Source organism: Nonomuraea roseoviolacea subsp. carminata, from assembly GCF_024172185.1.
Classification (GTDB): Bacteria; Actinomycetota; Actinomycetes; order Streptosporangiales; family Streptosporangiaceae; genus Nonomuraea; species Nonomuraea roseoviolacea.
The window spans coordinates 9,119,716-9,140,509 of record NZ_JAMZEC010000001.1 but is presented as its reverse complement, the minus strand read 5'-3'; the positions used below and the strand labels follow the sequence as shown (position 1 = coordinate 9,140,509).

The 20,794-nt window shown below is 73.3% G+C and carries 17 protein-coding genes and 1 pseudogene; 11 read left to right on the top strand and 7 right to left on the bottom strand.

Going from position 1 to position 20,794, the window contains the following annotated elements; all coding sequences use genetic code 11:
• Positions 1-57: 57 nt before the first annotated feature.
• Positions 58-2,790, top strand: coding sequence for a serine/threonine-protein kinase (locus HD595_RS42615; protein ID WP_253779756.1), 2,733 nt, complete (start codon positions 58-60; stop codon positions 2,788-2,790).
• Between the two features lie 84 nt (positions 2,791-2,874).
• Here HD595_RS42615 and HD595_RS42610 read toward each other — a convergent pair whose 3' ends face one another.
• The 3 genes from HD595_RS42610 to HD595_RS42600 form a co-directional block, all read right to left on the bottom strand.
• The gene (locus HD595_RS42610; protein WP_253779753.1) at positions 2,875-3,789 is read right to left on the bottom strand and encodes a pirin family protein; all 915 of its coding nucleotides are present in this window, start codon (positions 3,787-3,789) and stop codon (positions 2,875-2,877) included.
• A gap of 258 nt (positions 3,790-4,047) precedes the next feature.
• Complete coding sequence (locus HD595_RS42605; protein ID WP_253779751.1) at positions 4,048-5,169, bottom strand: MBL fold metallo-hydrolase; 1,122 nt, start codon at positions 5,167-5,169, stop codon at positions 4,048-4,050.
• A gap of 91 nt (positions 5,170-5,260) precedes the next feature.
• Positions 5,261-6,049: an SDR family NAD(P)-dependent oxidoreductase gene (locus HD595_RS42600; protein ID WP_253779749.1), complete on the bottom strand. Its 789-nt coding sequence runs from the start codon at positions 6,047-6,049 to the stop codon at positions 5,261-5,263.
• 110 nt (positions 6,050-6,159) lie between these two features.
• On the opposite strand from HD595_RS42600, the gene HD595_RS42595 reads away from it, so the two are divergent.
• Positions 6,160-6,744 carry a TetR/AcrR family transcriptional regulator gene (locus tag HD595_RS42595; RefSeq protein ID WP_253779747.1) on the top strand — a complete coding sequence of 195 codons (585 nt, stop codon included), beginning with the start codon at positions 6,160-6,162 and terminating at the stop codon, positions 6,742-6,744.
• 88 nt (positions 6,745-6,832) lie between these two features.
• Here the strand turns inward: HD595_RS42595 and HD595_RS42590 are convergent, their stop codons facing one another.
• Complete coding sequence (locus HD595_RS42590; protein ID WP_253779744.1) at positions 6,833-7,729, bottom strand: LysR family transcriptional regulator; 897 nt, start codon at positions 7,727-7,729, stop codon at positions 6,833-6,835.
• 123 nt (positions 7,730-7,852) lie between these two features.
• Here HD595_RS42590 and HD595_RS42585 point away from each other — a divergent pair, with 123 nt between their 5' ends.
• Positions 7,853-8,359, top strand: a complete 507-nt coding sequence (locus tag HD595_RS42585) for a nuclear transport factor 2 family protein (RefSeq protein ID WP_253779742.1) — start codon at positions 7,853-7,855, stop codon at positions 8,357-8,359.
• A 22-nt stretch (positions 8,360-8,381) separates the two neighbouring features.
• Positions 8,382-9,674: an FAD-binding oxidoreductase gene (locus HD595_RS42580; RefSeq protein WP_253779739.1), complete on the top strand. Its 1,293-nt coding sequence runs from the start codon at positions 8,382-8,384 to the stop codon at positions 9,672-9,674.
• 87 nt (positions 9,675-9,761) lie between these two features.
• Here the strand turns inward: HD595_RS42580 and HD595_RS42575 are convergent, their stop codons facing one another.
• The gene (locus HD595_RS42575; protein ID WP_253779736.1) at positions 9,762-11,087 is read right to left on the bottom strand and encodes an NAD(P)/FAD-dependent oxidoreductase; all 1,326 of its coding nucleotides are present in this window, start codon (positions 11,085-11,087) and stop codon (positions 9,762-9,764) included.
• Positions 11,088-11,498: 411 nt separating this feature from the next.
• On the opposite strand from HD595_RS42575, the gene HD595_RS42570 reads away from it, so the two are divergent.
• Entirely contained in the window at positions 11,499-12,689 is a 1,191-nt protein-coding gene (locus HD595_RS42570) for a Cmx/CmrA family chloramphenicol efflux MFS transporter (protein ID WP_253779734.1), read from the top strand.
• Here HD595_RS42570 and HD595_RS42565 read toward each other — a convergent pair.
• Entirely contained in the window at positions 12,663-13,397 is a 735-nt protein-coding gene (locus HD595_RS42565; RefSeq protein ID WP_253779731.1) for a tyrosine-protein phosphatase, read from the bottom strand. The two genes, HD595_RS42570 and HD595_RS42565, sit on opposite strands and share 27 nt — an antisense overlap.
• Positions 13,398-13,401: 4 nt before the next feature.
• Complete coding sequence (locus HD595_RS42560) at positions 13,402-13,830, bottom strand: type II toxin-antitoxin system PemK/MazF family toxin (protein WP_253779728.1); 429 nt, start codon at positions 13,828-13,830, stop codon at positions 13,402-13,404.
• A 287-nt stretch (positions 13,831-14,117) separates the two neighbouring features.
• Between HD595_RS42560 and HD595_RS42555 the strand changes: the two genes are divergently transcribed.
• The 6 genes and pseudogenes from HD595_RS42555 (at position 14,118) to HD595_RS42530 (ending at position 20,568) form a co-directional block, all read left to right on the top strand.
• Positions 14,118-15,146 (top strand): LacI family DNA-binding transcriptional regulator, encoded by a 1,029-nt coding sequence (locus HD595_RS42555; protein WP_253779725.1) that lies wholly within the window; start codon positions 14,118-14,120, stop codon positions 15,144-15,146.
• Between the two features lie 354 nt (positions 15,147-15,500).
• Positions 15,501-16,790 carry an extracellular solute-binding protein gene (locus tag HD595_RS42550; protein WP_253779722.1) on the top strand — a complete coding sequence of 430 codons (1,290 nt, stop codon included), beginning with the start codon at positions 15,501-15,503 and terminating at the stop codon, positions 16,788-16,790.
• Between the two features lie 3 nt (positions 16,791-16,793).
• Entirely contained in the window at positions 16,794-17,801 is a 1,008-nt protein-coding gene (locus HD595_RS42545; protein ID WP_253779720.1) for a carbohydrate ABC transporter permease, read from the top strand.
• Positions 17,798-18,664, top strand: a complete 867-nt coding sequence (locus HD595_RS42540) for a sugar ABC transporter permease (RefSeq protein ID WP_253779718.1) — start codon at positions 17,798-17,800, stop codon at positions 18,662-18,664. Before HD595_RS42545 ends, HD595_RS42540 begins: the two co-directional genes overlap by 4 nt.
• A gap of 82 nt (positions 18,665-18,746) precedes the next feature.
• Positions 18,747-20,039, top strand: a pseudogene (locus HD595_RS42535) (alpha-amylase family glycosyl hydrolase).
• A 76-nt stretch (positions 20,040-20,115) separates the two neighbouring features.
• A complete protein-coding gene (locus HD595_RS42530; RefSeq protein WP_253779717.1) occupies positions 20,116-20,568 on the top strand; it encodes a hypothetical protein in 453 nt (150 codons plus the stop codon).
• Positions 20,569-20,794: the final 226 nt, after the last annotated feature.

The window sequence follows — 20,794 nt, the reverse complement described above, 5'->3', positions numbered from 1 at the left end:
GGGGCCGGGGGCCGGTGGACGCAAGCGTCCTGCAAGGAAAATGACCATAATCTGGTCATGCCGTCTATCAGCAAGCTCAGCCCGGGCGATCCCCCCGCTCTCGGAGGCTACGAGATCAAGGGGCGGCTCGGAGAAGGCGGCCAGGGGGTCGTCTACCTCGGTGAGGACGGGGAAGGCGGCCGGGTGGCCGTGAAGTGGCTGCGGCCCCACCTGGCGGGGGACGCGGTCGCGGCGGAGCGGTTCGCGAGGGAGGCCGCGGCGGCGCGGCGCGTGGCGCCGTTCTGCACGGCCAAGCTGCTCGCCACCGGCGTCCACGACGAGCGTCCGTACATCGTGAGCGAGTACGTCGACGGGCCGTCCCTCCAGGAGGCGGTGGCGCAGGAGGGGCCGCGCTCGGACGCGGCGCTGCACCGGCTGGCCATCGGCACCGTGACGGCGCTGGCCGCCATCCACCAGGCCGGCATCGTCCACCGCGACCTCAGCCCCGGCAACGTGCTGCTCGGCGCCGAGGGGCCACGCGTCATCGACTTCGGCATCGCGCGGGCGCTCGACGCCACTTCTACGATCACGTCCATGCCGGTGGGCACGCCCGCGTTCATGGCGCCCGAGCAGATCCTCGCCCAGCCCGTGGGGCCGGCGGCGGACATGTTCGCGTGGGGCAGCATCATCTTGTTCGCCGCCAGCGGCACCGGGCCCTTCGCCGCCTCGTCCGTGCCCACGATCATCCAGCGCGTCCTGTACACGGAGCCCGACCTGACGCCGCTCGCGGAGCCGTTACGCGAGCTGGTGGCGGCCTGCCTGGCCAAGGACCCGGCACGACGGCCGACGGCCGAGCAGGTGATCATGAGGTTGCTGCAGAACCCGTCATCCGCCGAACCGCCGGAGCTGAAGCAGGCGGCCGCCGTGGTGAACGCCGCCCCACCGGCGCCCCCACTCCCGACCCCATCGGCGTCCCCACTCCCGGCCCCGCAGACGTCCCCGCTTCCGAGCCCGCCGCCATCCCCAGCGCACCCTAACCCGAGCCCGCAGGCATCCTCGCCGCCTGCCCCGCAGGGGCGCCCGACCTCACAGCCGTCCTCGCAGCCCAGCCCACACCCGCACCCCAGCCCGCAGGCATCCTCGGCGGCTGGCCAGCAGGGGCGCCCGACCTCGCAGCCGTCCTCGCCGCCCAGCCCTCAGGGGCCCCCGAGTCCGCAGGCATCCTCGGCGCCTGGCCAGCAGGGGCGCCCGACCCCGCAGTCATCCCCAACGCCCCCGGGCCCTCAGGTATCCCCGCACTCGGGCCCGCAGACGCCGCCCGTGGGCCCCCAAGCCGCCCCGCACTCGGGCCCGCAGGTGGCGCACCCGGGTCCGCCGGGATCCTCTCGTCCTGGTCCTCAGGGGTCCCCGCACTCGGGCCCGCAGGTGCCTCCGGCCCCGAGGTCGCAGGGGCCGCAGGGGTCTCCCTATGCTCCGCCGCCGTCCCAGGGCCGGGCGCCGCAGAGTCCCTACACCCCGCCGTCCGGTCCCGGTGCCGCGCATGGCGTCCCGTCGGCCGGGGCGAGCGGGACCCACGCCTCCTACGGCCCCCCGCACGGCTCAGGCCCGCGCGGCCCGCAGAGCTCCCCCCACAACACGCCCCCGGGCCCGCCCGGCCACGGAAGTCCCGGCGGCCCACACGGTCCTTACCCCCACGCGCCCCTCGCCGCGAGCGCGCCCCCCTACGCGCCGCGCCCCCAACGGCCGCGCAGGGGGATGATCGTGGCGGGTGTGGCCGCCGCCGTGGCGGTCGTGGCGACCATCGCGGTCGTCGCCGTCGCCGTCGTCAGGATGCGCGACGAGCCCGGCCCCACACCCACCCTGGCCCAGACCGCGACGGCCACCGCGAGCCCGAGCGTCCCGCCGGTGCCCACCACCGGCCTGGGCCAGGTCACGCTGCCCGGGACGACCGCCACCCTGACCGAGTCGCCCGCCGACAGGGTGCGGCTGACCACGTACATGCTGCGCGACCCCAAGACGCAGAACTGGGTGTACTACGCACGCGACTCTCTGACCGGAAATTTCATGAAATATCCGGAAGCGTGGGAGGCTGTCCTCTCCCCGGACGGCCGCTACCTCGCCAGCCGCGGCAAACAGTTCGTCGGCGGCTACGACACGGTGGACATCACCGACAAGGTCACCGGCGAGAAGTTCTCCATCCTCACCTCCCGCCAGCCGCTCAGCGCGTACGTCCAGACCTGGTCCCGCGACGGCAACCGCCTCCTCCTCAACGTCGGCAACGCCAGCGGCACGGAGTGGCAGTCCACCGGGTTCGCCATCGTGGACGTCGCCACCCGGCAGGCCAGCATCGCCACGCTCCGGGAGGGCGCGCTGCGCGGCATCCGGTACGGCTTCGACGAGCGGGACACCGGCGTGGTCGCCCTCTCCAACGTCGCCAAGCAGCAGGCGCTGCGCTTCTTCGCCGCCGACGGCACGCGGGTGCGCCGGGTGCCGAACGTCGGCGCGGCGATCGCCGACTCGCTGTTCTCGCCCACGGGGCAGAAGTTCGTCACGAACTGTCCCGGCCTCGTCAGCGGCGACAACTGCGTCTACGACACCGCCTCCGGCGCGGAGCTGACCCGCTTCGAGTCGCCGTGCTCGGGCCTGGCCACCTGGTACGACGACCTGCACCTGGTCTGCTGGACGAACCCCGGCGGCGGCCGCTACGAGATCCACGTGATCGACTTCAGGGGGACCTCGGTGCGGACGCTGCTCACGGTGCCGACCGGCGGCGAGAACATGGACGTCGTCTTCTCGCACCCCCGCCGGTGACCTCAGCGGCTGCGGCTCCGGGGCCGCACCCCCGCCGGTGACCTCAGCGGCTGTGACCCCGGGGCCGCGCCCCCGCCGGTGACGTCAGCGGCTGCGGCCCCGGGGCCGCAGCCGCGTGCCGGGCAGGACGGGCGCGGGCAACGGGGCGCCGTCGAACCCCTCGACCGCGCCGAACCCGTCGCCCTCCATCCACTCCTTGCGGAACGCGACGATCTCGTCGTGGTCGCGGCCCACGAAGTTCCACCACATCACGATCTCCTCGGCGAACGGCTCGCCGCCGATCACCAGCACCCGCCCGTCCCCGTTCAGGGACAAGCCCGTACGGCCCGGCGGCAGGTACAGCAGCGGCCCCCGCTCGAGCGGCTCGACCTCGCCGTCGAGCAGCAGCAGCCCGTGCTCGAACGCGGGGTCGAGCGGCAGCTCGGCCGCCCCCGAGACGGCGACCTCGGCCCCCGCCAGCGGCGTGAGGGCCGTCGCCGGCGACGCGGCGCCGGCGAACGACCCCATGATCACCGTCGCGGTGAAGCCCGGCCCGGACACCCGCGGCAGGTCCGCGTGGTGCTCGAAGCCCGGCTCCATGCCCCGGGCGCCGTCCGGCAGCGCCACCCAGAGCTGCACCCCGTGCAGCAGCTCCTCGCGCGACTCCTCCGAGTGGGAGATGCCGCGCCCGGCCGTCATGAGGTTGAGCTGCCCCGGCCGTACCACCTGGAGACTGCCCAGGCTGTCGCGGTGCAGCACCTCGCCCGACAGCAGCCAGCTCACGGTCTGCAGGCCGGTGTGCGGGTGCGGCGGCACCCGCATCGTGGCCACCTCGGGCCCGTAGGCGTCGACGAAGCACCACGCGCCGATCATGCGGCGGCGCACGCCGGGCAGCGTCCTGCTCACGCGCATCGCGCGCGGCCCGCCCAGCGGCACCTCCCGCCCGGCGAGCGACTCGGCGCCGCCGCCGTCCGCCGCGCCGCACCGCATCTCGCCGGGGTCCCGCTCCAGGTTGCTCATGCTGCGACTGTACGGCTCCCGCGGCCCCGGCTCAGGCCGGGACCTCCGCCCGCCGTCCCCCGGCCCGGGCTGGGGCTCGGCCGCCCGTGCCCCCTGGTCAGGCCGGGGTCGGGGCAGGCCGCCCCCCGCTCGCGCCGGAGGCGGGGGAAGCCGTCCCCCCGCTCACGCCGGGAGCTCGGCAGGCTGTCCTCTCGCTCAGGCCGGGGGTTCCGCCGGACGTGTCCCGCTGAGGCTGGGGGCTCCGCCGGCGTATCCGGCTCAGGTCAGGGTCTCCCACCAGCCGTCCACGGCCGGGACCGCGTCGGGGTCCACGGCCTCGCCGGGCCGGGGCACCACGATCGACACCTCGCGGGCCTTGGCCTCGCGCCACAGCCGCTCCACCGGCTCCGCCCACGGGTGCAGCGCCAGCGTGAACGTCGCCCAGTGCACCGGCAGCAGCACCCGGCCGCCCAGGTCGAGGTGGGCGTTGACCGCCTCCTCCGGGTTCATGTGGATGTCCGGCCACGCCGGGCTGTAGGCGCCGATCGGCATGAGCGTCAGGTCGAACGGCCCGTGCTCCGCGCCGATGCCGCGGTAGCCCTCGAAGTAGCCGGAGTCGCCCGCGTAGAACACCTTGCGGGTGGGCCCGGCCACCACCCACGAGCCCCACAGCGTGTCGTTGCGGGTGAGCGTGCGCCCGGAGAAGTGACGGGCGGCCGTCGCGACGAAGCGCAGCCCGCCGACCTCGGCCTCCTCCTCCCAGTCGAGCTCGATGATCCGGTACGCGGGCACGCCCCAGCGCTCCAGGTGCGCCCCGATGCCCAGCGGCACCAGGAACGGCGCCCGCTGCGTGGCCGTCAGCCCGCGCACCGTCGCCAGGTCGAGGTGGTCGTAGTGGTCGTGCGAGATCGCGATGGCGTCGACCAGCGGCAGGCTCGCCAGCGGCACCGGCACCGGGTGGTGCCGCTTCGGCCCGACGAGCTGCGAGGGGGAGGGGCGCCGGCTCCACACCGGGTCGAACAGCACCCGCCGCCCCTCGATCTCCACCAGCGTGGAGGCGTGGCCGTACCAGATGGCGCGCACGCCCTCGGGCGGGGCCGCGCCCGCCGGGGGCACGCGCAGCGGCACGGGCCCGGCCGGGCGTCGCTGGTCGCGGTCCTTGGCCAGCTCGCCCAGCATGCCCGCGGGCGGGGCGCTGACCAGCGTGGTCGCCTCCGGCATGGTGTTGACGAACGCGCCGTCCCTGAACTGCGGTGAGCGCCGGATCCGCTCCTCCCGCACGGGCCCCGACCGCAGGGGCCGCACACCGAACTCAGCGGGCACGTCACGCAGCGCCCATCCCGCCGCGGCGAGGGCCGCCCCGCCCATGAGGATCCGCCGTGCCGTCCGCAGTGCCGCCATCGTTCACTCTCCCCAGGATGTGTGTTCCGTCCTGCTCAACCGAGCGGGGCGGCCGTACTGTTCCCCGTTACGACGATATATCGCGATAGGTTCAGACCGTCTTGATGGCTCCGCCGTCGATGACGTAGTCGGCGCCGTTGACGCTCGCGGCGTGCGGCGAGGCCAGGTACGTCACCAGGGCGGCGACCTCCTCCGGTCCGACGAACCTGCCGGTCGTCATCCCGATGCCGGACGGCACCCCCGCGAGCAGCTGCTCGTGCTCCAGGCCCAGCGAGGCCGCGAGTGCCGCGCCGTACCCCTGGGGATCTTCCCACATCGCGGTGCGGGCCGGTCCGGGGGAGACGGTGTTCACGCGGACGCCCCGCGGCCCGTACTCCTCGGCCAGCGCCTTGCCGAACGCCGTCAGCGCCGCCTTGCTGGTCGTGTACGCGATCGGGCCGGAGTGCGGCATCCGCGCGCCGATCGAGGAGATGTTCACCACGACGCCGCGCCGTCGCTCCAGGCTGGGCAGGGCGGCCCGGGTGGCGCGGACGGCGCTGAGGAGGTTCACGTCGAGCGCCTGGCGCCACTGCTCCTCGCCGAAACCGAGGAAGCCGCCGGCCTGCTCCGCGCCTCCCTCGCCGCCGCCCACGTTGTTGACGAGCAGGTCGAGCTCGCCCACCTCGGCGAGCGCCCGCTCGACCAGCCCGGCGGGCCCCTCGGGCGTGGACAGGTCGGCGGTCAGGGCGACGGCGCCGGTCGCCTTCAGCTCGGGGCTGACGGTGCGGGAGCCCGCGACGACGCGCACCCCCTCCTCGGCCAGCGCGGTCACGACGGCCAGGCCGATGCCCCTGCTGGCGCCGGTGACCAGGGCGGTCTTCCCGCTCAGTCGCAGATCCATGAGATGTCCTCCAGCGTCAGTCGCTTCATCGGTGACGCGGAAACCGTAGAACATGCCACATCGATGATGCAACTCGGCTCGCAATCGGGACGGTGGTGTAGCCTTCTCTCGTGACAGAAGCGACGCGGGCGCTGCGGTCCGACGCCGAGCGGACCGTCCGCCAGATCCTCGAGGCCGCCGAACGCGTCCTCAGCCGCAACCCGGCGGCCACCATGGAGCAGATCGCCGAGGAGGCGGGCGTGGCCCGCACCACCGTCCACCGGCGCTTCGCCTCCCGCGACGCGCTGGTCGGTTCGATGGCCGCCTGGGCGACCCGCCGCTTCGCCGACGCGGTCGAGGCGGCCCACCCCGAGACGGCCCCGCCGCTCGTCGCCCTCTACCAGGTCACGGCCAACGTGCTGCGGGTCAAGCTCGACTGGGGCTTCGCGATGAGCCGCGCCCTGACGGCCGACCCCGAGGCGGCGCGGGTCCACTCCGAGGTGGAGGCGCAGTGCGAGCGGATGTTCCGGGCGGCGCGGGAGGAAGGGCTGCTGCGGGCCGACGCCGACCTCGCCTGGGCCCGGCGGGTGTACTACGCGCTCATCCACGAGGCCGCCCAGAGCGGCGACGGCGACGCCGACGCGCTGGCGACACGGGTCGTCGACACGCTGCTGCGCGGCGTGGGCACCACCCAGGGCCTCACGGCGCCGCGCTGACCAGCCGGGGCCGTGCGTGCGGTCCGGAGCGTCGTCGGCCAGCAGGTCACGGGCTTTCGGGCGTTGTCGGTCAGCAGGTCACGCGCTCTCAGGCGTCGTCGGCGAGCAGGTCGCGGGCGGCCTCGCCGAAGGCGCGCACACGCGCGGTGGCGCCCTCCGTCCGCCACATCAGCCCCCACCGCAGCGGCGGGGCGTCGTCGATCAGGACGTACGCGACGTCGGGCCGGACGTAGTAGCGCCGGGCGTGCGCGCCGACCGGGAAGACGCCGTGACCGGCCCCGACCAGGGTGAGCAGCTCGTTGAAGGTGGAGGCCGACGGGCCGGGCTCGATCGGCCGCCCCGAAGGGGTGACGCTCGGGGTGCGGTCCGCGCGCAGGGCCGCGGGGAGCGTGTCCGGAAGCTGGAGCAGCCTGACCCGGGCCAGATCCTCCAGCGAGAGCGAGGTCCGGCGGGCGAAGGGATGCCCGGCCGGGACCGCGAGCATGCGCGCCTCGGACACGAGGACCGGCCCGGTCTCGATGTCCGGCTCGTCGATGGGGAAGGTGCCCAGCGCGAGGTCGATCTCGCCGGCCCGCAGCCAGGGCATCAGGTCGACCATGTGCGCCTCCCGGAACCGGACGTCGCAGTCCGGCCGGCGCCGCCGGAACAGCTCCGCCACCCCGGCCAGCAGCTGGCCGCCCGCGGCGCCGACGAACGCCACGCGCAGGGTGCCGGTGAGGCCGCGCCCGGCGGCGACGGCCCGCTCGTACGCGGCGGCGATCCGGTCCCAGGCCGGACGGGTCTCCTCGTACAGATCGCGTCCCACCGACGTCAGCTCCACCCGGCGGCTGGTGCGGTTGAACAGCGGAACCCCGACGCGGCGCTCCAGCTTGGCGACGGTCTGGCTGACACGGGCGGTGGACACCCGCAGCCGCTCGGCGGTCCGGCCGAAGTGCAGCTCCTCGGCCAGCGTGAGGAACGCCTCCAGCTCGTGCCGCTCCAGCATGCCGTCCCCCGATCGTTAAGCCTCGCTTGACGATCCTTGCACAGGACCGCATTGATCGGCTCGCCGCCCCGGTCGAGGGTGGAACCGCTCGAAAACCCCTCCGACCTGCATGGGGAGCAGTCGATGTACGTCACCTCCGCACAGGCCCTGTCCGCCTCGGCCCATGACCCGGACGCCGTGGTCCGGGAGCTGCGGGACCGCGCCGAGATCGTGGACGCCCTGTACCGCTTCGGCCTCGGCCAGGACCTGAAGGACAAGGAGCTGTTCGCCTCGGCCTTCGCGGCGGACGCCGAACTGGACTTCCGTCCGGCGGCGGCGAAGTGGGGCGGCCGGCCGCCCCTGATGCGGGGGCGGGACGCGATCGTCTCCACGATCCTCGCCCTGTTCGCCGACCGGGTGGACACCACCCACCAGGTCACCAACCCGCGCGTCGCGGTGGACGGCGACACCGCCCGCCTGACCGCGCTGGTGGAGGCCCAGCACCTGCTCACCGCCGACCACGGCACCTTCGCCCTGCTGAAGAACCCGTACGATGTCGAACTGATCCGCGACGGGGGCCGCTGGGGCGTCCGCCGCATGACCATCGACAACGCCTGGTACACCGGCAACCCCGTCGCCATCTTCGGCTGACCCCCAACACTTGAGGAACCCCATGGAAACCTTGCGATCGGCCGTGCGCGGCCAGGTCCTGCTGCCCGGCGACCCCGGGTTCGACGCCGCCAGCCGCCCCTGGAACCTGGCCGTCGAGCAGCCCGTGGCCGCCGTGGTCGAGGCCGCCGACGCCGACGACGTCGCCGCCCTCGTCCGGTACGCCGGCCCGGCGGGACTGGGCATCGCGACCCAGCCGAACGGGCACGGCGCGAGCGGCCGTACCGACGGCGCGATCCTGCTGCGCACCCGGCTGCTGGACACCCTCGACATCGACCCCGTGGCCCGCCGCGCCCGCGTCGGCGCGGGCGTGGCCTCGGGCCGGCTGCAGGCCGCCGCCGCGCCGCACGGCCTGACCGGGCTGCCCGGCAGCTCGCCGGTCGTCAGTGTCACGGGCGTCGCCCTCGGCGGCGGGCTGAGCTGGTTCGGCCGCGCGTACGGGTGGGTCGCCGACAGCGTCACCGCGTTCGACGTCGTCGACGCCGACGGACGGCCGCGGCGCGTCACCGCGGACGCCGACCCCGACCTGTTCTGGGCGCTGCGCGGCGGGGGCGGCGACTTCGCGGTCGTCACCGCGCTGGAGCTGGCCCTGCGCCCCGCGCCGCGCCTGTACGGCGGGCGCGTCCTGTGGACCGCCGAGCACGCCCCCGCCGTCATGGACGCCTACCGGCGCATCACCGCCACGGCCCCGGACGAGCTGACCGTCTGGCTGGACCTGCTCCACTTCCCCGGCGCCGCCCCCATGGTCGCCGTCGACGCGACGTACCTCGGCGACCCGGACGAGGCACGCGACCTGCTGGCCCCGCTGGACGGCCTGGCCGCGCCGCTGTCCGACAGCCGCGGCGTCATGTCGCCCGCGGAGCTGGGCTCCATCACCGCCGAGCCCACCGACCCCGGCGCGGGCCTGTCGCGGGCCGAGCTGCTGACCGAGCTGGACGACGCGGCGGCCAAGGCGTTGCTGGCCGACCCCATCGCGCCGCTGCTGAGCGTGCAGATCCGGCACCTGGGGGGCGCGCTGGCCCGCCCGTCCGACAGCCCGCCCGGCGCTCTGGCGGAGCCCTACGTGCTGTACCTGTTCGGGATCCCCGCCGACCCGGCCACGGCCGAGGCCGTCACGGCCCGGCAGCGCGACATCGCCGGCGCCCTGCCGGTCAGCGGCCGCAAGCCGTACACCTTCCTCAACCCCGGCGAGAGCGCGGCCGACGCCTTCACACCGGAGGCGCTGGCCCGGCTGCGGACCGTCAAGCGCGCACACGACCCGCGGAACGTCTTCCGCGCCAACTTCCCGGTCGGCTGACCGCGCCAACTTCGCGGTTGGCCGACCGCGCGCACTTCCCGGCCGGCTGAACCCTGGCGGGCGGTGGCCGTCCCGGGGGCGCCGGGTTCAGGAGGGGAGGCGGTACGGCGTCAGGTCCAGCGGCGCGGGTTCGCCGAGCGCGAGCCGCGCCGCGAGGAGCCCCGCGTACGGTCCCGCCGTCAGCCCGTACGCGCTCAGCCCCGTGGCGACCACCACCCGCTCGCCCGCCCGGCACATCAGGGGCGGCCCGCCCGCCCGGACGGGCCGCAGCCCCACCCGGGTCTCGGTCACCGTGGCCCCGGCCAGGCCGGGGGCGAGGCGGAGCCCGGCGCGCAGCACCTCCTCCAGCCCGCCCATCGTGACGCGCGGCACGAACCCCACGTCCTCGACCGTCGCCCCCACGACCACCCGCGAACCGGGGAAGCCCAGCAGGTACGGGCCGACGTGGGGCAGCACGATGGGCCACCCGGCGGTGTCGGCGCCGTCGAGGACCGCGTGCACGATCTGGCCGCGGCGAGGGAAGACGGGGATCTCCACGCCGAGCGGCCGGCACACGGCCCCACTCCACGCCCCGGCCGCCACGACCACCATGTCCGCCGCGACCTTCTCCTCAGTCGCGCCCTCCCCGGCCCGGTCCTTTCCGACCGCCCCGCGTTCCTCCAGGGCCGCCCCGCGTTCCTCCGGGGCCGCCCCGCGTTCCTCCGGGGCCGCCCGGCGTTCCTCCGGGGCCGCCCGGCGTTCCTCCGGCTCCCACGCGTCCGCCCGCGTCCCGGACTGAGCGCCCGCGACCGGGGCCGCCTGCCGCCACGACCCGTCGCCACCACCCGCGTCAGGCCCAGGCAGAGCGCCGGACGTGACGCTCCCGTCACCGGAGCTCAGCAGCACCTCGCCCCGCGCCGTCAGCGTCGCCACGCCCGTGCGCAGCTCGGCCCCCTGCCGCACCGCCGCGCGCAGCAGCGCGTCGCGGACGGCGCGGCCGTCCACCCGGGCCGCCCCCGGCACGTGCACCGCGGTCAACCCCTCCGCCAGCGGCGGGAACAGGCGCGCCGGGTCCGGGACCACGCTCACCTCGCCCATCTCGGGCGCTCCGGCGTACCGCCGCTCCAGCAGCGCCCGCACCGGTTCCAGCTCAGCCGGGTCCTCGGCGACCAGCAGCGCCCCCACCCGCTCGTACCCGAGGTCCTCGCCCAGCGCCTCCATCAGCTCCGGGTAGTGCCGCGCGCCCGAGCGGGCCAGGGCGTACCAGGCGTCGTCGTCGGGATGGTCCACCCACGGGCACACGATTCCCGCCCCGGCCGCCGTGGCCTGCCCGTCCAGGTCCGCGTCCACCACGACGACGTCCGCCCCGTGGCTGCTCAGGTGGTACGCGGCGCTTGCCCCGACGATCCCGCTTCCGATCACTGTGACCCGCATGCCGCCATGATTCCAGCCAGGTCCGGACCTCTCACCGGCGGCCGTGACGCAAATCCTTGGACATGATCGGGAGGCGAGGCTAGGGTTGGGCCCCATGTCAGGCCCCGAGGCGTCAAGACGCTAGCCACCGGTCGTCCGGTGGCCTCGTCCGACGTCGTCCCGCGACCCTCCCGTCCCCGCTGAGGCCGGAGGGCGCTCGGGCGCGCGTCCGTCGCAGCCCCCCGACCGCCGCGAGCGCGGGGCCGCGTCCGCCTCCGCCCGGACCAGCACGTCACCTCCTGTGACAGGGATCCGGCGCGCCGACGCGCCACCTCCTCTCCCTTCGGGATCCTCGATGCGGAGACGGGTGAGGGCGGCCCCGCGACCGTTCGTCCGACGACTCGATCCACGACATCGTTGCGGAGCCTCACCGTGCCTTTCGCCCTGTACCTCCTCGGACTGGCCGTGTTCGCCATGGGAACGTCCGAGTTCATGCTGTCCGGCCTCGTCCCGGACATCGCCGCCGACCTGCGGGTCTCCGTCCCGGCGGCCGGAGCGCTCACCTCGGCGTTCGCCGCCGGGATGATCGTCGGAGCGCCCCTGACGGCCGCGCTCAGCATGCGCTGGCCACGCCGCCGGGCCCTGCTCGTGTTCCTCGTCTCGTTCCTGCTCCTGCACGTCCTCGGCGCGGTCACCGCGAGCTTCGAGGTGCTGCTGGCCACCCGGTTCGCGGGGGCCGTGGCCAACGCCGGGTTCCTCGCGGTCGCCGTGGCCACCGCCGCCGCGACGGCGCCGCCGGGGGCCAAGGGGCGGGCCACGTCCATCCTGCTGGGCGGTGTCACCCTGGCATGCGTCGCCGGCGTCCCGGCCGGCGCCGTGCTCGGAAACCTGTGGGGATGGCGCTCGGCGTTCTGGGCCGTGGCCCTGCTGTCGGTGCCCGCTGTCGCGGCGGTCCTGCGCTCCGTCCCGGCCGATCCGGCCCGTACCGGCGACGGGGGCGGGGCCCGGCGTGAGGCGAGGGCGCTGCGCGACCCCCGGCTCCTCGTGCTGCTCCTCCTGGCCGCACTGGTCAACGGCGCGACCTTCTGCACGTTCACGTACCTCGCCCCGCTGGCCACCTCGGTCGCCGGGATCGCCCCGGGATGGCTGCCCGGGCTGCTGGTGCTGTTCGGGCTCGGCTCGTTCGCCGGGGTGACCGCCGGCGGGCGGCTGGCCGACAGCCGGCCCCGGCTCCTCCTGACCGCCGGCGGCGCGGCGCTGGTGGCGGGGTGGGCGGTGCTCGCGGCGGTCGCGGGCTCGCCGGTCGCCGTGGCGGTGCTGGTCTTCACGCAGGGCGCGCTGTCGTTCGCCGTCGGCTCGACGCTGGTGTCCCAGGTCCTGTACGCGGCGACGCAGGCGCCGACGCTGGCCGGGAGCTTCGCCACGGCCGCGTTCAACGTCGGGGCCGCCGCCGGTCCCTGGCTCGGCGGGATCACGATCGGCGCCGGGCTCGGCTACCGCTCGCCGGTGTGGGTGAGCGCGGCGCTGGTGGCCGCCGCGCTCGCCGTCGCGGCGGCCGCCCACCTCACGGGGCGTGGGCCCACGTCGCGGGACGCGTCACGGCTCCAGCAGACGCTCCCGTAGCGCCTCGACGACGTCGCCGTCCACGCCCAGGTGCTCCGCGACGTACCGCTCGACGGAGCCGTGGGCGGCGGCCAGGTCCGCCAGGAAGAACCTCATGATGTCCGCCGGCGCCCGACCGTACCCCGGCCACAGCAGGGTGCGGTCCGGGTGCGCGGCGCGCCAGTCGGCGACCAGCCGCCCGGCCGCGAGGTCGGTGAGGGCGAAGTCGGCGGCGACGGTCTCCTCGTCCACGCCCACCAGCGTCAGCACGAGCGCGGCGAGCAGGCCGGTGCGGTCCTTGCCGGAGGCGCAGTGGAACACCAGGGGCGCGTGCGCGTCCGAGGCGATGAGCTCCAGCGCCTCCCGCAGCTCCTCCGCGCCGTCGTGCGCGACCTCGGCGTACCGGTCGGCGAGGTAGCGCGCCGTGTCGATGTCGGCGGCGAGCGCCGCCTGGTCGTACGGGCGGTGCTCGATGCTGAGGTTGTGGTAGGCGAGCCCGTCGAGGTGCGGTACCCGCCCCCGGGCGGAGATCTCCCACGGGTAGCGCAGGTCGATGACTGTGCGCACGCCCAGCTTCACGAACCGGTCCCAGTCCGCGTCGCGCAGCTTCGACAGCGAGTCGGAGCGGTAGAGCCGCCCCCAGCGCGTCGAGCGCCCGTAACGTGTCCGGTAACCGCCGAGGTCGCGGAAGTTGTGCAGCCGCTCGAACCTGATGTGCCGCGTCCCCACCGCCTCAGCCCGCCTGCCAGCCGTACAGCTTCATCAGCCGGGCCGCGACCCGCGTGAACCGGTCGACGTCGAGCACCGCGCCCTCGCGCCGGATGTCGTCCTCGTCCAGCACGAACACCCGGTCCAGCCGCACGTGCGAGACCTTGCCGTCGCGGCCCCACGCGCCGATCTCCAGCCACTCGGGGCCGTCGTCGCCCCTGCTGGACAGCATGACGCCGAGCAGCCGGCGACCGGTGCGGCCGACGACCAGCAGCGGACGGTCCTTGCCGCGCGCCGGGTCCTCCTCGTACGGCACCCACGCCCAGACGATCTCACCGGGATCGGCCAGGCCGTCGAGGTCGGGGGAGTAGGCCAGCGTGGCGGCCTGGGCGAGCGAGTGGATCTCACGCACCGCGCCGCGCGCCGGCCGGGGGTCTTCACCTTGTTCGAACACGTGAGCATCCTAGATCGCCGATCCATCGCCAGGTCGCCGATGCGGGGGCGGGCGGGGGCCGCGCAACGTCGATCACCCCGGTCGTGCAATATCCTTTCAGATGCGCTGCAACATTGCAGAAGACGAGAAAGGGCGTTGTCGCAGGCTGCGATGCTCGCCCCCCGCGGCGCGCTCCAGGGCGCCGGCAAAGAGCCGTGCTCGCTCGATACGCTGCGGCGCGGCCTGTTGCCGGGGTCGTCTGCGGACAAGAACTGGGCGTATGGGCAGGGAAAGGTAAATTAGCCACTATGACAATGCGCCTCGCCGACATCGCCGCCCAAGCGGGCGTGAGCGAGGCGACTGTGAGCCGGGTACTGAACGGCAAGCCGGGAGTGGCGTCGACCACCCGGCAAGCGGTCCTCACAGCTCTCGACGTCCTGGGATTCGAGCGCCCGCCCAAGCTGCGGCAGCAGAGCGCCGGCCTGATCGGCATGATCCTTCCCGAGCTGACCAACCCCATCTTCCCGGCCTTCGCCCAGGTGATCGAGAGCGCGCTGGTGCCGTCCGGTTACACGGCGGTCCTGTGCACGCAGACGCCCGGAGGCATCACCGAGGACGACTACACGAACCTGCTTCTGGAGCGGGGCGTCGCCGGGATCATCTTCGTCAACGGGCTGCACGCCGACTCGCGTTCCGACCCGGCCCGCTACGCCCGGCTGAGCGAGCTGGGCCTGCCCATGGTGCTGATCAACGGTTACCGGCCCGACATCGACGCCCACTTCATCTCCAACGACGACGCCGCCGGCCTCGACATGGCCGTCAGCCATCTGGTCTCCCTCGGCCACCGGCGCATCGGCCTGGCCGTCGGCCAGGAGCGCTTCACCCCGACGATCCGCAAGACCGAGGGCTTCCGGCGCGCGCTGGCGAGGTACGCGGGCATCACCGACATCGAGGGCCTGGTCGTCAACACGCTCTACACGGTGGAGGGCGGGCAGTCGGCCGCCCAGCAGCTTCTCGACCGTGACTGCACGGCGATCTGCTCCGGCAGCGACATCATGGCGATCGGCGCGATCCGCGGGGTGCGCCAGGCCGGGCTGCGCGTGCCGGAGGACGTGTCGGTCGTCGGCTTCGACGACTCGCCGATGACGGCGTACCTCGACCCGCCGCTCACCACGGTCCGTCAGCCGGTCCGCGACATGGGGCTGGCGGCCGTGGCGAGCCTCCTGGAAGAGATCAGCGGGATACCGGCCCCCCGCACCGAACTGCTCCACCGGCCGGAACTCGTCGTCCGCCGCTCGACCGCGCCCGTGCCCGCGGACCTGTCCGCCGCCGGATAGCCCGGGGAGGGCGCCGGCGCGGGGTTCGTCGGAGGCGGAGTCGTGCGGAGGCGCTCCAGGTGTTGCCTGGAAGTTACTCAGCGGACATCCGGTTGGCAATCCCTTGCTGCAAGCTTCCAGCTCTCCTTCAGTCTTGAGGGCACCCGTCCTCAATCAATGCCCTGTTTGTCCATATTATATCTCGGTACGTAGTTGATCAATTGCTCTGCGTGCAAATATAACGAAATAGCCGTCAGAGCGTTGCAAGAGCTTTCATAGTTTCTTGCAGCCGCGTAACGTCCTCCTCGCTCCCTGGGGTCGGCGAGCCATGCCGCCGGCCTGCCCACCCCCTGAACGTCCGATGAGGAGACAGACATGCGGCGAGCCTTTTCGACCGTGACCGTCGTCGCCGCTCTCGCGGTGGCGGCCTCGGCGTGCGGCGGTGCCGGCGGCGCGTCGACCGGCACCGCGAAGCCCGCCCCCGCCGACCCGGCCCAGATCGCCGGTGAGATCACCTGGTGGGACACCACGAGGCCGGACAGCGAGGGGCCGACCTTCCGCAAGCTCATCAAGGAGTTCGAGGCCGAGTACCCCAAGATCAAGGTCAAGTACGTCAACGTGCCGTCCGACCAGGCGCAGAACCAGTTCCAGACCGCCGCGCAGGCGGGGAGCGGCGCGCCGGACGTCATCCGCTCGGAGGTCGCCTGGACCTCGCAGTTCGCCTCTCTCGGCTATCTCCAGCCGCTCGCCGGGACGCGCGCCGTGGACGACGAGAGCGACTATCTGCCGGGGCCGCTGAGCAGCACCACGTACGCGGGCAAGACGTACGCCGTGCCGCAGGTGACCGACACCCTGGCGCTGATCTACAACAAGGGGCTCCTCAAGAAGGCGGGCCACGACCGGGCGCCCAGGACCCTGGAGGAGCTCAAGAAGGTCGCCCTCGACGTCAAGGCCAAGACGGGAGCCAACGGCCTGGCGCTCAACGTGGACTCCTACTTCCTGCTGCCCTTCCTGTACGGCGAGGGCGGCGACCTGCTGGACGTGACGACCAAGAAGATCGTCGTCAACTCGCCGGCGAACGCCAGGGCCCTGGCGGAGGTGGCCGACCTGGTGACGTCAGGGGCCGCGCCCAGGCCCGCGCTCCAGGACAGCTACGCCAACGCCATGACCGCCCTGAAGGACGGCAAGGCCGCGATGATCTACAACGGCCCGTGGGCGCTGTCGGAGATCTACCAGGGCAAGGAGTTCAAGGACAAGGCCAACCTCGGCATCGCGCCCGTCCCGGCCGGTTCGGTGAGGGCGGGAGCGCCGACCGGCGGGTGGAACCTCGCCGTGTACGCCGGCTCCAAGAACCTCGACGCCTCCTACGAGTTCCTGCGCTTCATGAGCTCGGCGGCGGCGCAGGCCACCGTCTCCAGCGAGCTGGGCCTGCTGCCGACCCGGGCCTCCAGCTTCGACGACCCGAAGGTCAAGAGCCGCCAGGACGTGGCGATCTTCAAGCCGATCCTGGACACGGCCGTCCCCCGCCCGTGGATCCCCGAAGGGGGCCAGTTGTTCCAGCCGCTGCTCGAGGGCTACCAGGCGCTGCTCGACGGCACCAGGCCGGAGGACGCGCTCAAGCAGGTCGACGCGAAGTACCACGGCTTCATGAAGGACTGGAGCTGACCTGTGGCGATCACGACTGGGCGTGCGTCCCGCACATCCAGGGGCAGGGCCGCGGGCGGCGACAGCGCCCGCGGCGACCGCGAGCGGCCCGGTCCGGTCCGGCGCGCCCTGTCCCGGCACTGGTACGCGTGGGCGATGACGGCTCCCGTGGTCGTCGTCGTCGGCGTGCTGGTCGGCTGGCCGCTCGCCCGCGGCGTCTACCTGTCCCTGACCGACGCCACCGAGGCCAACGTGGGCCGCACCATCGGGGTCAACGTCATCCCCGCGACCTACGAGTTCGTCGGCCTGGGCAACTACGTCGACATCCTGACCAGCGGCCTGTTCTGGGAGAGGCTGACCTGGACCGTGCTGTGGACCGTCGCCTGCATCGGCCTCCACTACGGGATCGGGCTCGGCCTGGCGATGATGCTGCACCGCAAGCTGCGCTTCCGCTCCGTCTACCGGGTGCTGCTGATCCTGCCCTGGGCCATCCCGGGGTTCGTGGCCGCCTTCATCTGGCGCTACCTGTTCAACAGCGACTACGGCGTGATCAACGCCATGCTGAAGGCCGCGGGGCTCGGCGCGGTGGGCTGGCTGGACGAACCGTTCACCGCGAAGATCGCGGTCATCACCGTCAACGTCTGGATCGGCGTGCCGTTCATGATGGTGGCGCTGCTCGGCGGCCTCCAGGCCATCCCGGCCGAGCTGTACGAGGCGGCCGAGGTGGACGGTGCCACGCCCTGGCAGCGCTTCCGGCACGTCACGCTTCCCGGGCTGCGCCCGGTGTCGAGCACCGTGGTGCTCCTCGGCACGATGTGGACGTTCAACATGTTCCCGATGATCTATCTGATCACCAGGGGCGGGCCCGGCGACTCCACGGAGATCCTGGTGACCTACGCCTTCCGTGAGGCGTTCACCGGGGTGCGGAACTACTCCGGTTCGGCGGCCTGGGGCGTGATCATCCTGGGGCTGCTCGTCGTCCTCGCCTCGGTGTACCGCAGAGCGCTGCGCAGGCAGGGGGAGGTCTGGTGAGCGACATCACCACGGGCGCCGGAACGCGCGGCCGTCACCGGCGAAGCCCGGCCGGTTCGGTCCTCCTGCACGGGACGCTTCTGCTCGCCACCGCCATCTCGCTGTTCCCGGTGCTCTGGCTGCTGCTGACGTCGTTGAAGCCGCGCGACGGCTGGCTGTCGTCCGAGCTCGAGATCTTCAACCAGCCGTCACTGGCGAACTACACGCGGGTGCTGACCGAGACGGCGTTTCCCACCTGGCTGCTCAACTCCGTCCTCGCCGCCGTGCTGACCATGATCCTCGGCGTGTTCGTGGCCGCGACCACCGGCTACGCGATCAGCAGGTTCCGCTTCCCCGGCCATCGGGGGGTCATGTGGCTGCTGCTGGTCACGCAGATGTTCCCCGTGGCGATCCTCATCGTGCCGCTGTACAACCTCATGGCCCGTCTCGGACTGCTCAACCAGATCGCGGGGCTGGTCGTCGCCTATCTCACCGTGGCCGTGCCGTTCTGCGCCTGGATGATGAAGAGCTACTTCGACACCATCCCGCGCGAGATCGACCAGGCGGGGCTGATCGACGGGCTGACCCCGTTCGGCACGTTCTGGAGGATCGTGCTGCCCCTGGCCAGGCCCAGCGTCGCGGTCACCGCCTTCTACTGCTTCATGACCGCCTGGGGCGAGGTCGCCTACGCCTCGGTGTTCATGTCCCAGGAGGAGAAGCGCACGCTCGCCGTCGGGCTTCAGCAGTTCGTCGGTCAGCACTGGTCCGACTGGGGGCTGCTCACCGCCTCGGCCGTGCTGATCGCCATCCCCGCCGCGATCGTCTTCCTGCTCGTGCAACGCCATCTCGTGGCCGGTCTGACCAGCGGCGCCACCAAGATGTGACGGCCCGCCGGCCTCCTCATCCGTATCTCATGGACATGCCCTCCCCACCCACGACGATCGGGGAAAAGCAGTGACCGACCTCATGGAGAACGCCATCGCGCCGCGGGTCGCGACCCGGTGGTGGCGGGACGCGGTGATCTACCAGGTGTACGTCCGCAGCTTCGCCGACGGCAACGGCGACGGGATCGGCGACCTGCTCGGCGTGCGCAGCCGCCTGCGGTACCTGTCCGACCTCGGCGTGGACGCCGTCTGGCTGACACCGTTCTACCCGTCCCCGATGGCCGACTTCGGCTACGACGTCGCCGACCACCGCGACGTGGACCCGGTCTTCGGTTCGCTGGCCGACGCCAGGGAGCTGATCGACGACGCCCACCGGCACGGGCTCAGGATCATCGTGGACGTGGTGCCCAACCACACCTCCGACCGGCACCCCTGGTTCCAGGCCGCGCTGCGGGCCGCCCCGGGCAGCCCGCAGCGGGAGTACTACGTCTTCCGCGACGGCAGGGGCGCCCAGGGGGAGCTGCCGCCCAACGACTGGGAGTCGATCTTCGGCGGACCGGCGTGGACCCGGCTGCCGGACGGGCAGTGGTACCTGCACCTGTTCGCGCCCGAGCAGCCGGACCTGAACTGGGAGCACCCGCCGGTGCGCGAGGAGTTCGCCGACATCCTGCGGTTCTGGCTGGACCTCGGGGTGGACGGCTTCCGGATCGACGTGGCGCACGGCATGATCAAGGCGCCGGGCCTGCCCGACGTCGGTCATCCCGGCCAGGTGCGCATGATCGGCGCGGAGGTGGTGCCGTTCTTCGACCAGGACGGCGTGCACGAGATCCACCGCGCCTGGCGCCGGATCCTCGACTCCTACGAGGGGGAGCGGATCGGGGTGGCGGAGGCGTGGGCGCCCTAGGTGCTCGACCTGCCGGAGGAGTACCTGCAGGACCCGCAGCGGCTGCGCGCCCCGGACAGCGGCCGCGACGGCTGCCGGGTGCCGCTTCCCTGGACGAAGACCAGGCCCTTCGGTTTCGCCCCGCCCGGTGCCGACGCCCCCTGGCTGCCCATGCCCGACTCCTGGGCCGAGCTCAGCGTGGAGGCGCAGGAGCAGGACCCCGGGTCGGCGTTGCACCTGTACCGGGCGGCGCTGCGCCTGCGCCGCGAGCTCCCCGGCCTCGGTGGCGGCCCCCTCACCTGGCTGGACTCCCCGGAGGGAAGCCTGGCCTTCGCCCGTGGCGACGGATTCGTCTGCACCGTCAACATGAGCGACCGGCCGCTGGAGCCGGCGGTCGACGGCGAACTCCTGCTGGCCAGCGCGCCCCTCGTGGCCGGCGACGGGGTGGCCCGTCTCGCCGCCGACTCCGCCGCCTGGTGGCGCGTACGTTGACGGCTGCGGCCCCCTGGTGTTGAGGGGCGTGGCGTTTCCACGACGGGATCAGGAACAGATGACCGGGATGCACCCCATGCTGCGACGGCTGGACGACCTGGCCGCCCACCTGGCCACGCGCGGCGACGCGCTCGCGCTGCTGGGCCTCGGCTCGGCCGGCGTGGAGCACGACCGGTTCGACGAGCACTCCGACCTGGACTTCTTCGTCGTCGTGGAGGACGCCGCCAAATCCCGCTACCTGGAGTCCATCGACTGGTTGCAGCAGCCCTGCCCGGTGGCGTACAGCTTCGCGAACGACCGCAACGGGCGCAAGGCGCTGTTCGCCGACGGGATCTTCGCCGAGTACGCGATCTTCACCTCGGGGAGCTCGCTCCACGCGCCCGATGTGCTGCCCCTGGCCGAGATGGTCCCCGGGTACGAGCACAGCAGGGAGGCCGCGACGGTCACCCTCAACTGGCTGGAAAAGCGGTTCGCCGTCGACCCCGTCATCGCCGCCGCCATCCGTACGCTTCTGCCGGACCCCCGCTAGAGCCTGGATGGGGTTCGGATCTCCAGGCCGGCCGGAGGCTTCGGACCCACAAGACGGCTCCGCGTAGGTGCAGGCCAGTCCCCGTCGTCGTCGGGATCGCTGTCGCAAGCGTCTCGCCCCTTTGGCGTAGCCCCTTTTCCTGCCCGGCGGCTGCATCGGTCCAGGTCACATCGTCGGCGCTGATCGTGGTACGAGTCATCACGCCTCCTGAACAGTTGCATTCTGC

Coding starts and splice junctions, on each gene's coding strand:
- HD595_RS42615 (WP_253779756.1), top strand. CDS start 58: ATGCCGTCTATCAGCAAGCTCAGCCCGGGCGATCCCCCCGCTCTCGGA.
- HD595_RS42610 (WP_253779753.1), bottom strand. CDS start 3,789: ATGAGCAACCTGGAGCGGGACCCCGGCGAGATGCGGTGCGGCGCGGCG.
- HD595_RS42605 (WP_253779751.1), bottom strand. CDS start 5,169: ATGGCGGCACTGCGGACGGCACGGCGGATCCTCATGGGCGGGGCGGCC.
- HD595_RS42600 (WP_253779749.1), bottom strand. CDS start 6,049: ATGGATCTGCGACTGAGCGGGAAGACCGCCCTGGTCACCGGCGCCAGC.
- HD595_RS42590 (WP_253779744.1), bottom strand. CDS start 7,729: ATGCTGGAGCGGCACGAGCTGGAGGCGTTCCTCACGCTGGCCGAGGAG.
- HD595_RS42585 (WP_253779742.1), top strand. CDS start 7,853: ATGTACGTCACCTCCGCACAGGCCCTGTCCGCCTCGGCCCATGACCCG.
- HD595_RS42580 (WP_253779739.1), top strand. CDS start 8,382: ATGGAAACCTTGCGATCGGCCGTGCGCGGCCAGGTCCTGCTGCCCGGC.
- HD595_RS42575 (WP_253779736.1), bottom strand. CDS start 11,087: ATGCGGGTCACAGTGATCGGAAGCGGGATCGTCGGGGCAAGCGCCGCG.
- HD595_RS42555 (WP_253779725.1), top strand. CDS start 14,118: ATGACAATGCGCCTCGCCGACATCGCCGCCCAAGCGGGCGTGAGCGAG.
- HD595_RS42550 (WP_253779722.1), top strand. CDS start 15,501: ATGCGGCGAGCCTTTTCGACCGTGACCGTCGTCGCCGCTCTCGCGGTG.
- HD595_RS42530 (WP_253779717.1), top strand. CDS start 20,116: ATGCTGCGACGGCTGGACGACCTGGCCGCCCACCTGGCCACGCGCGGC.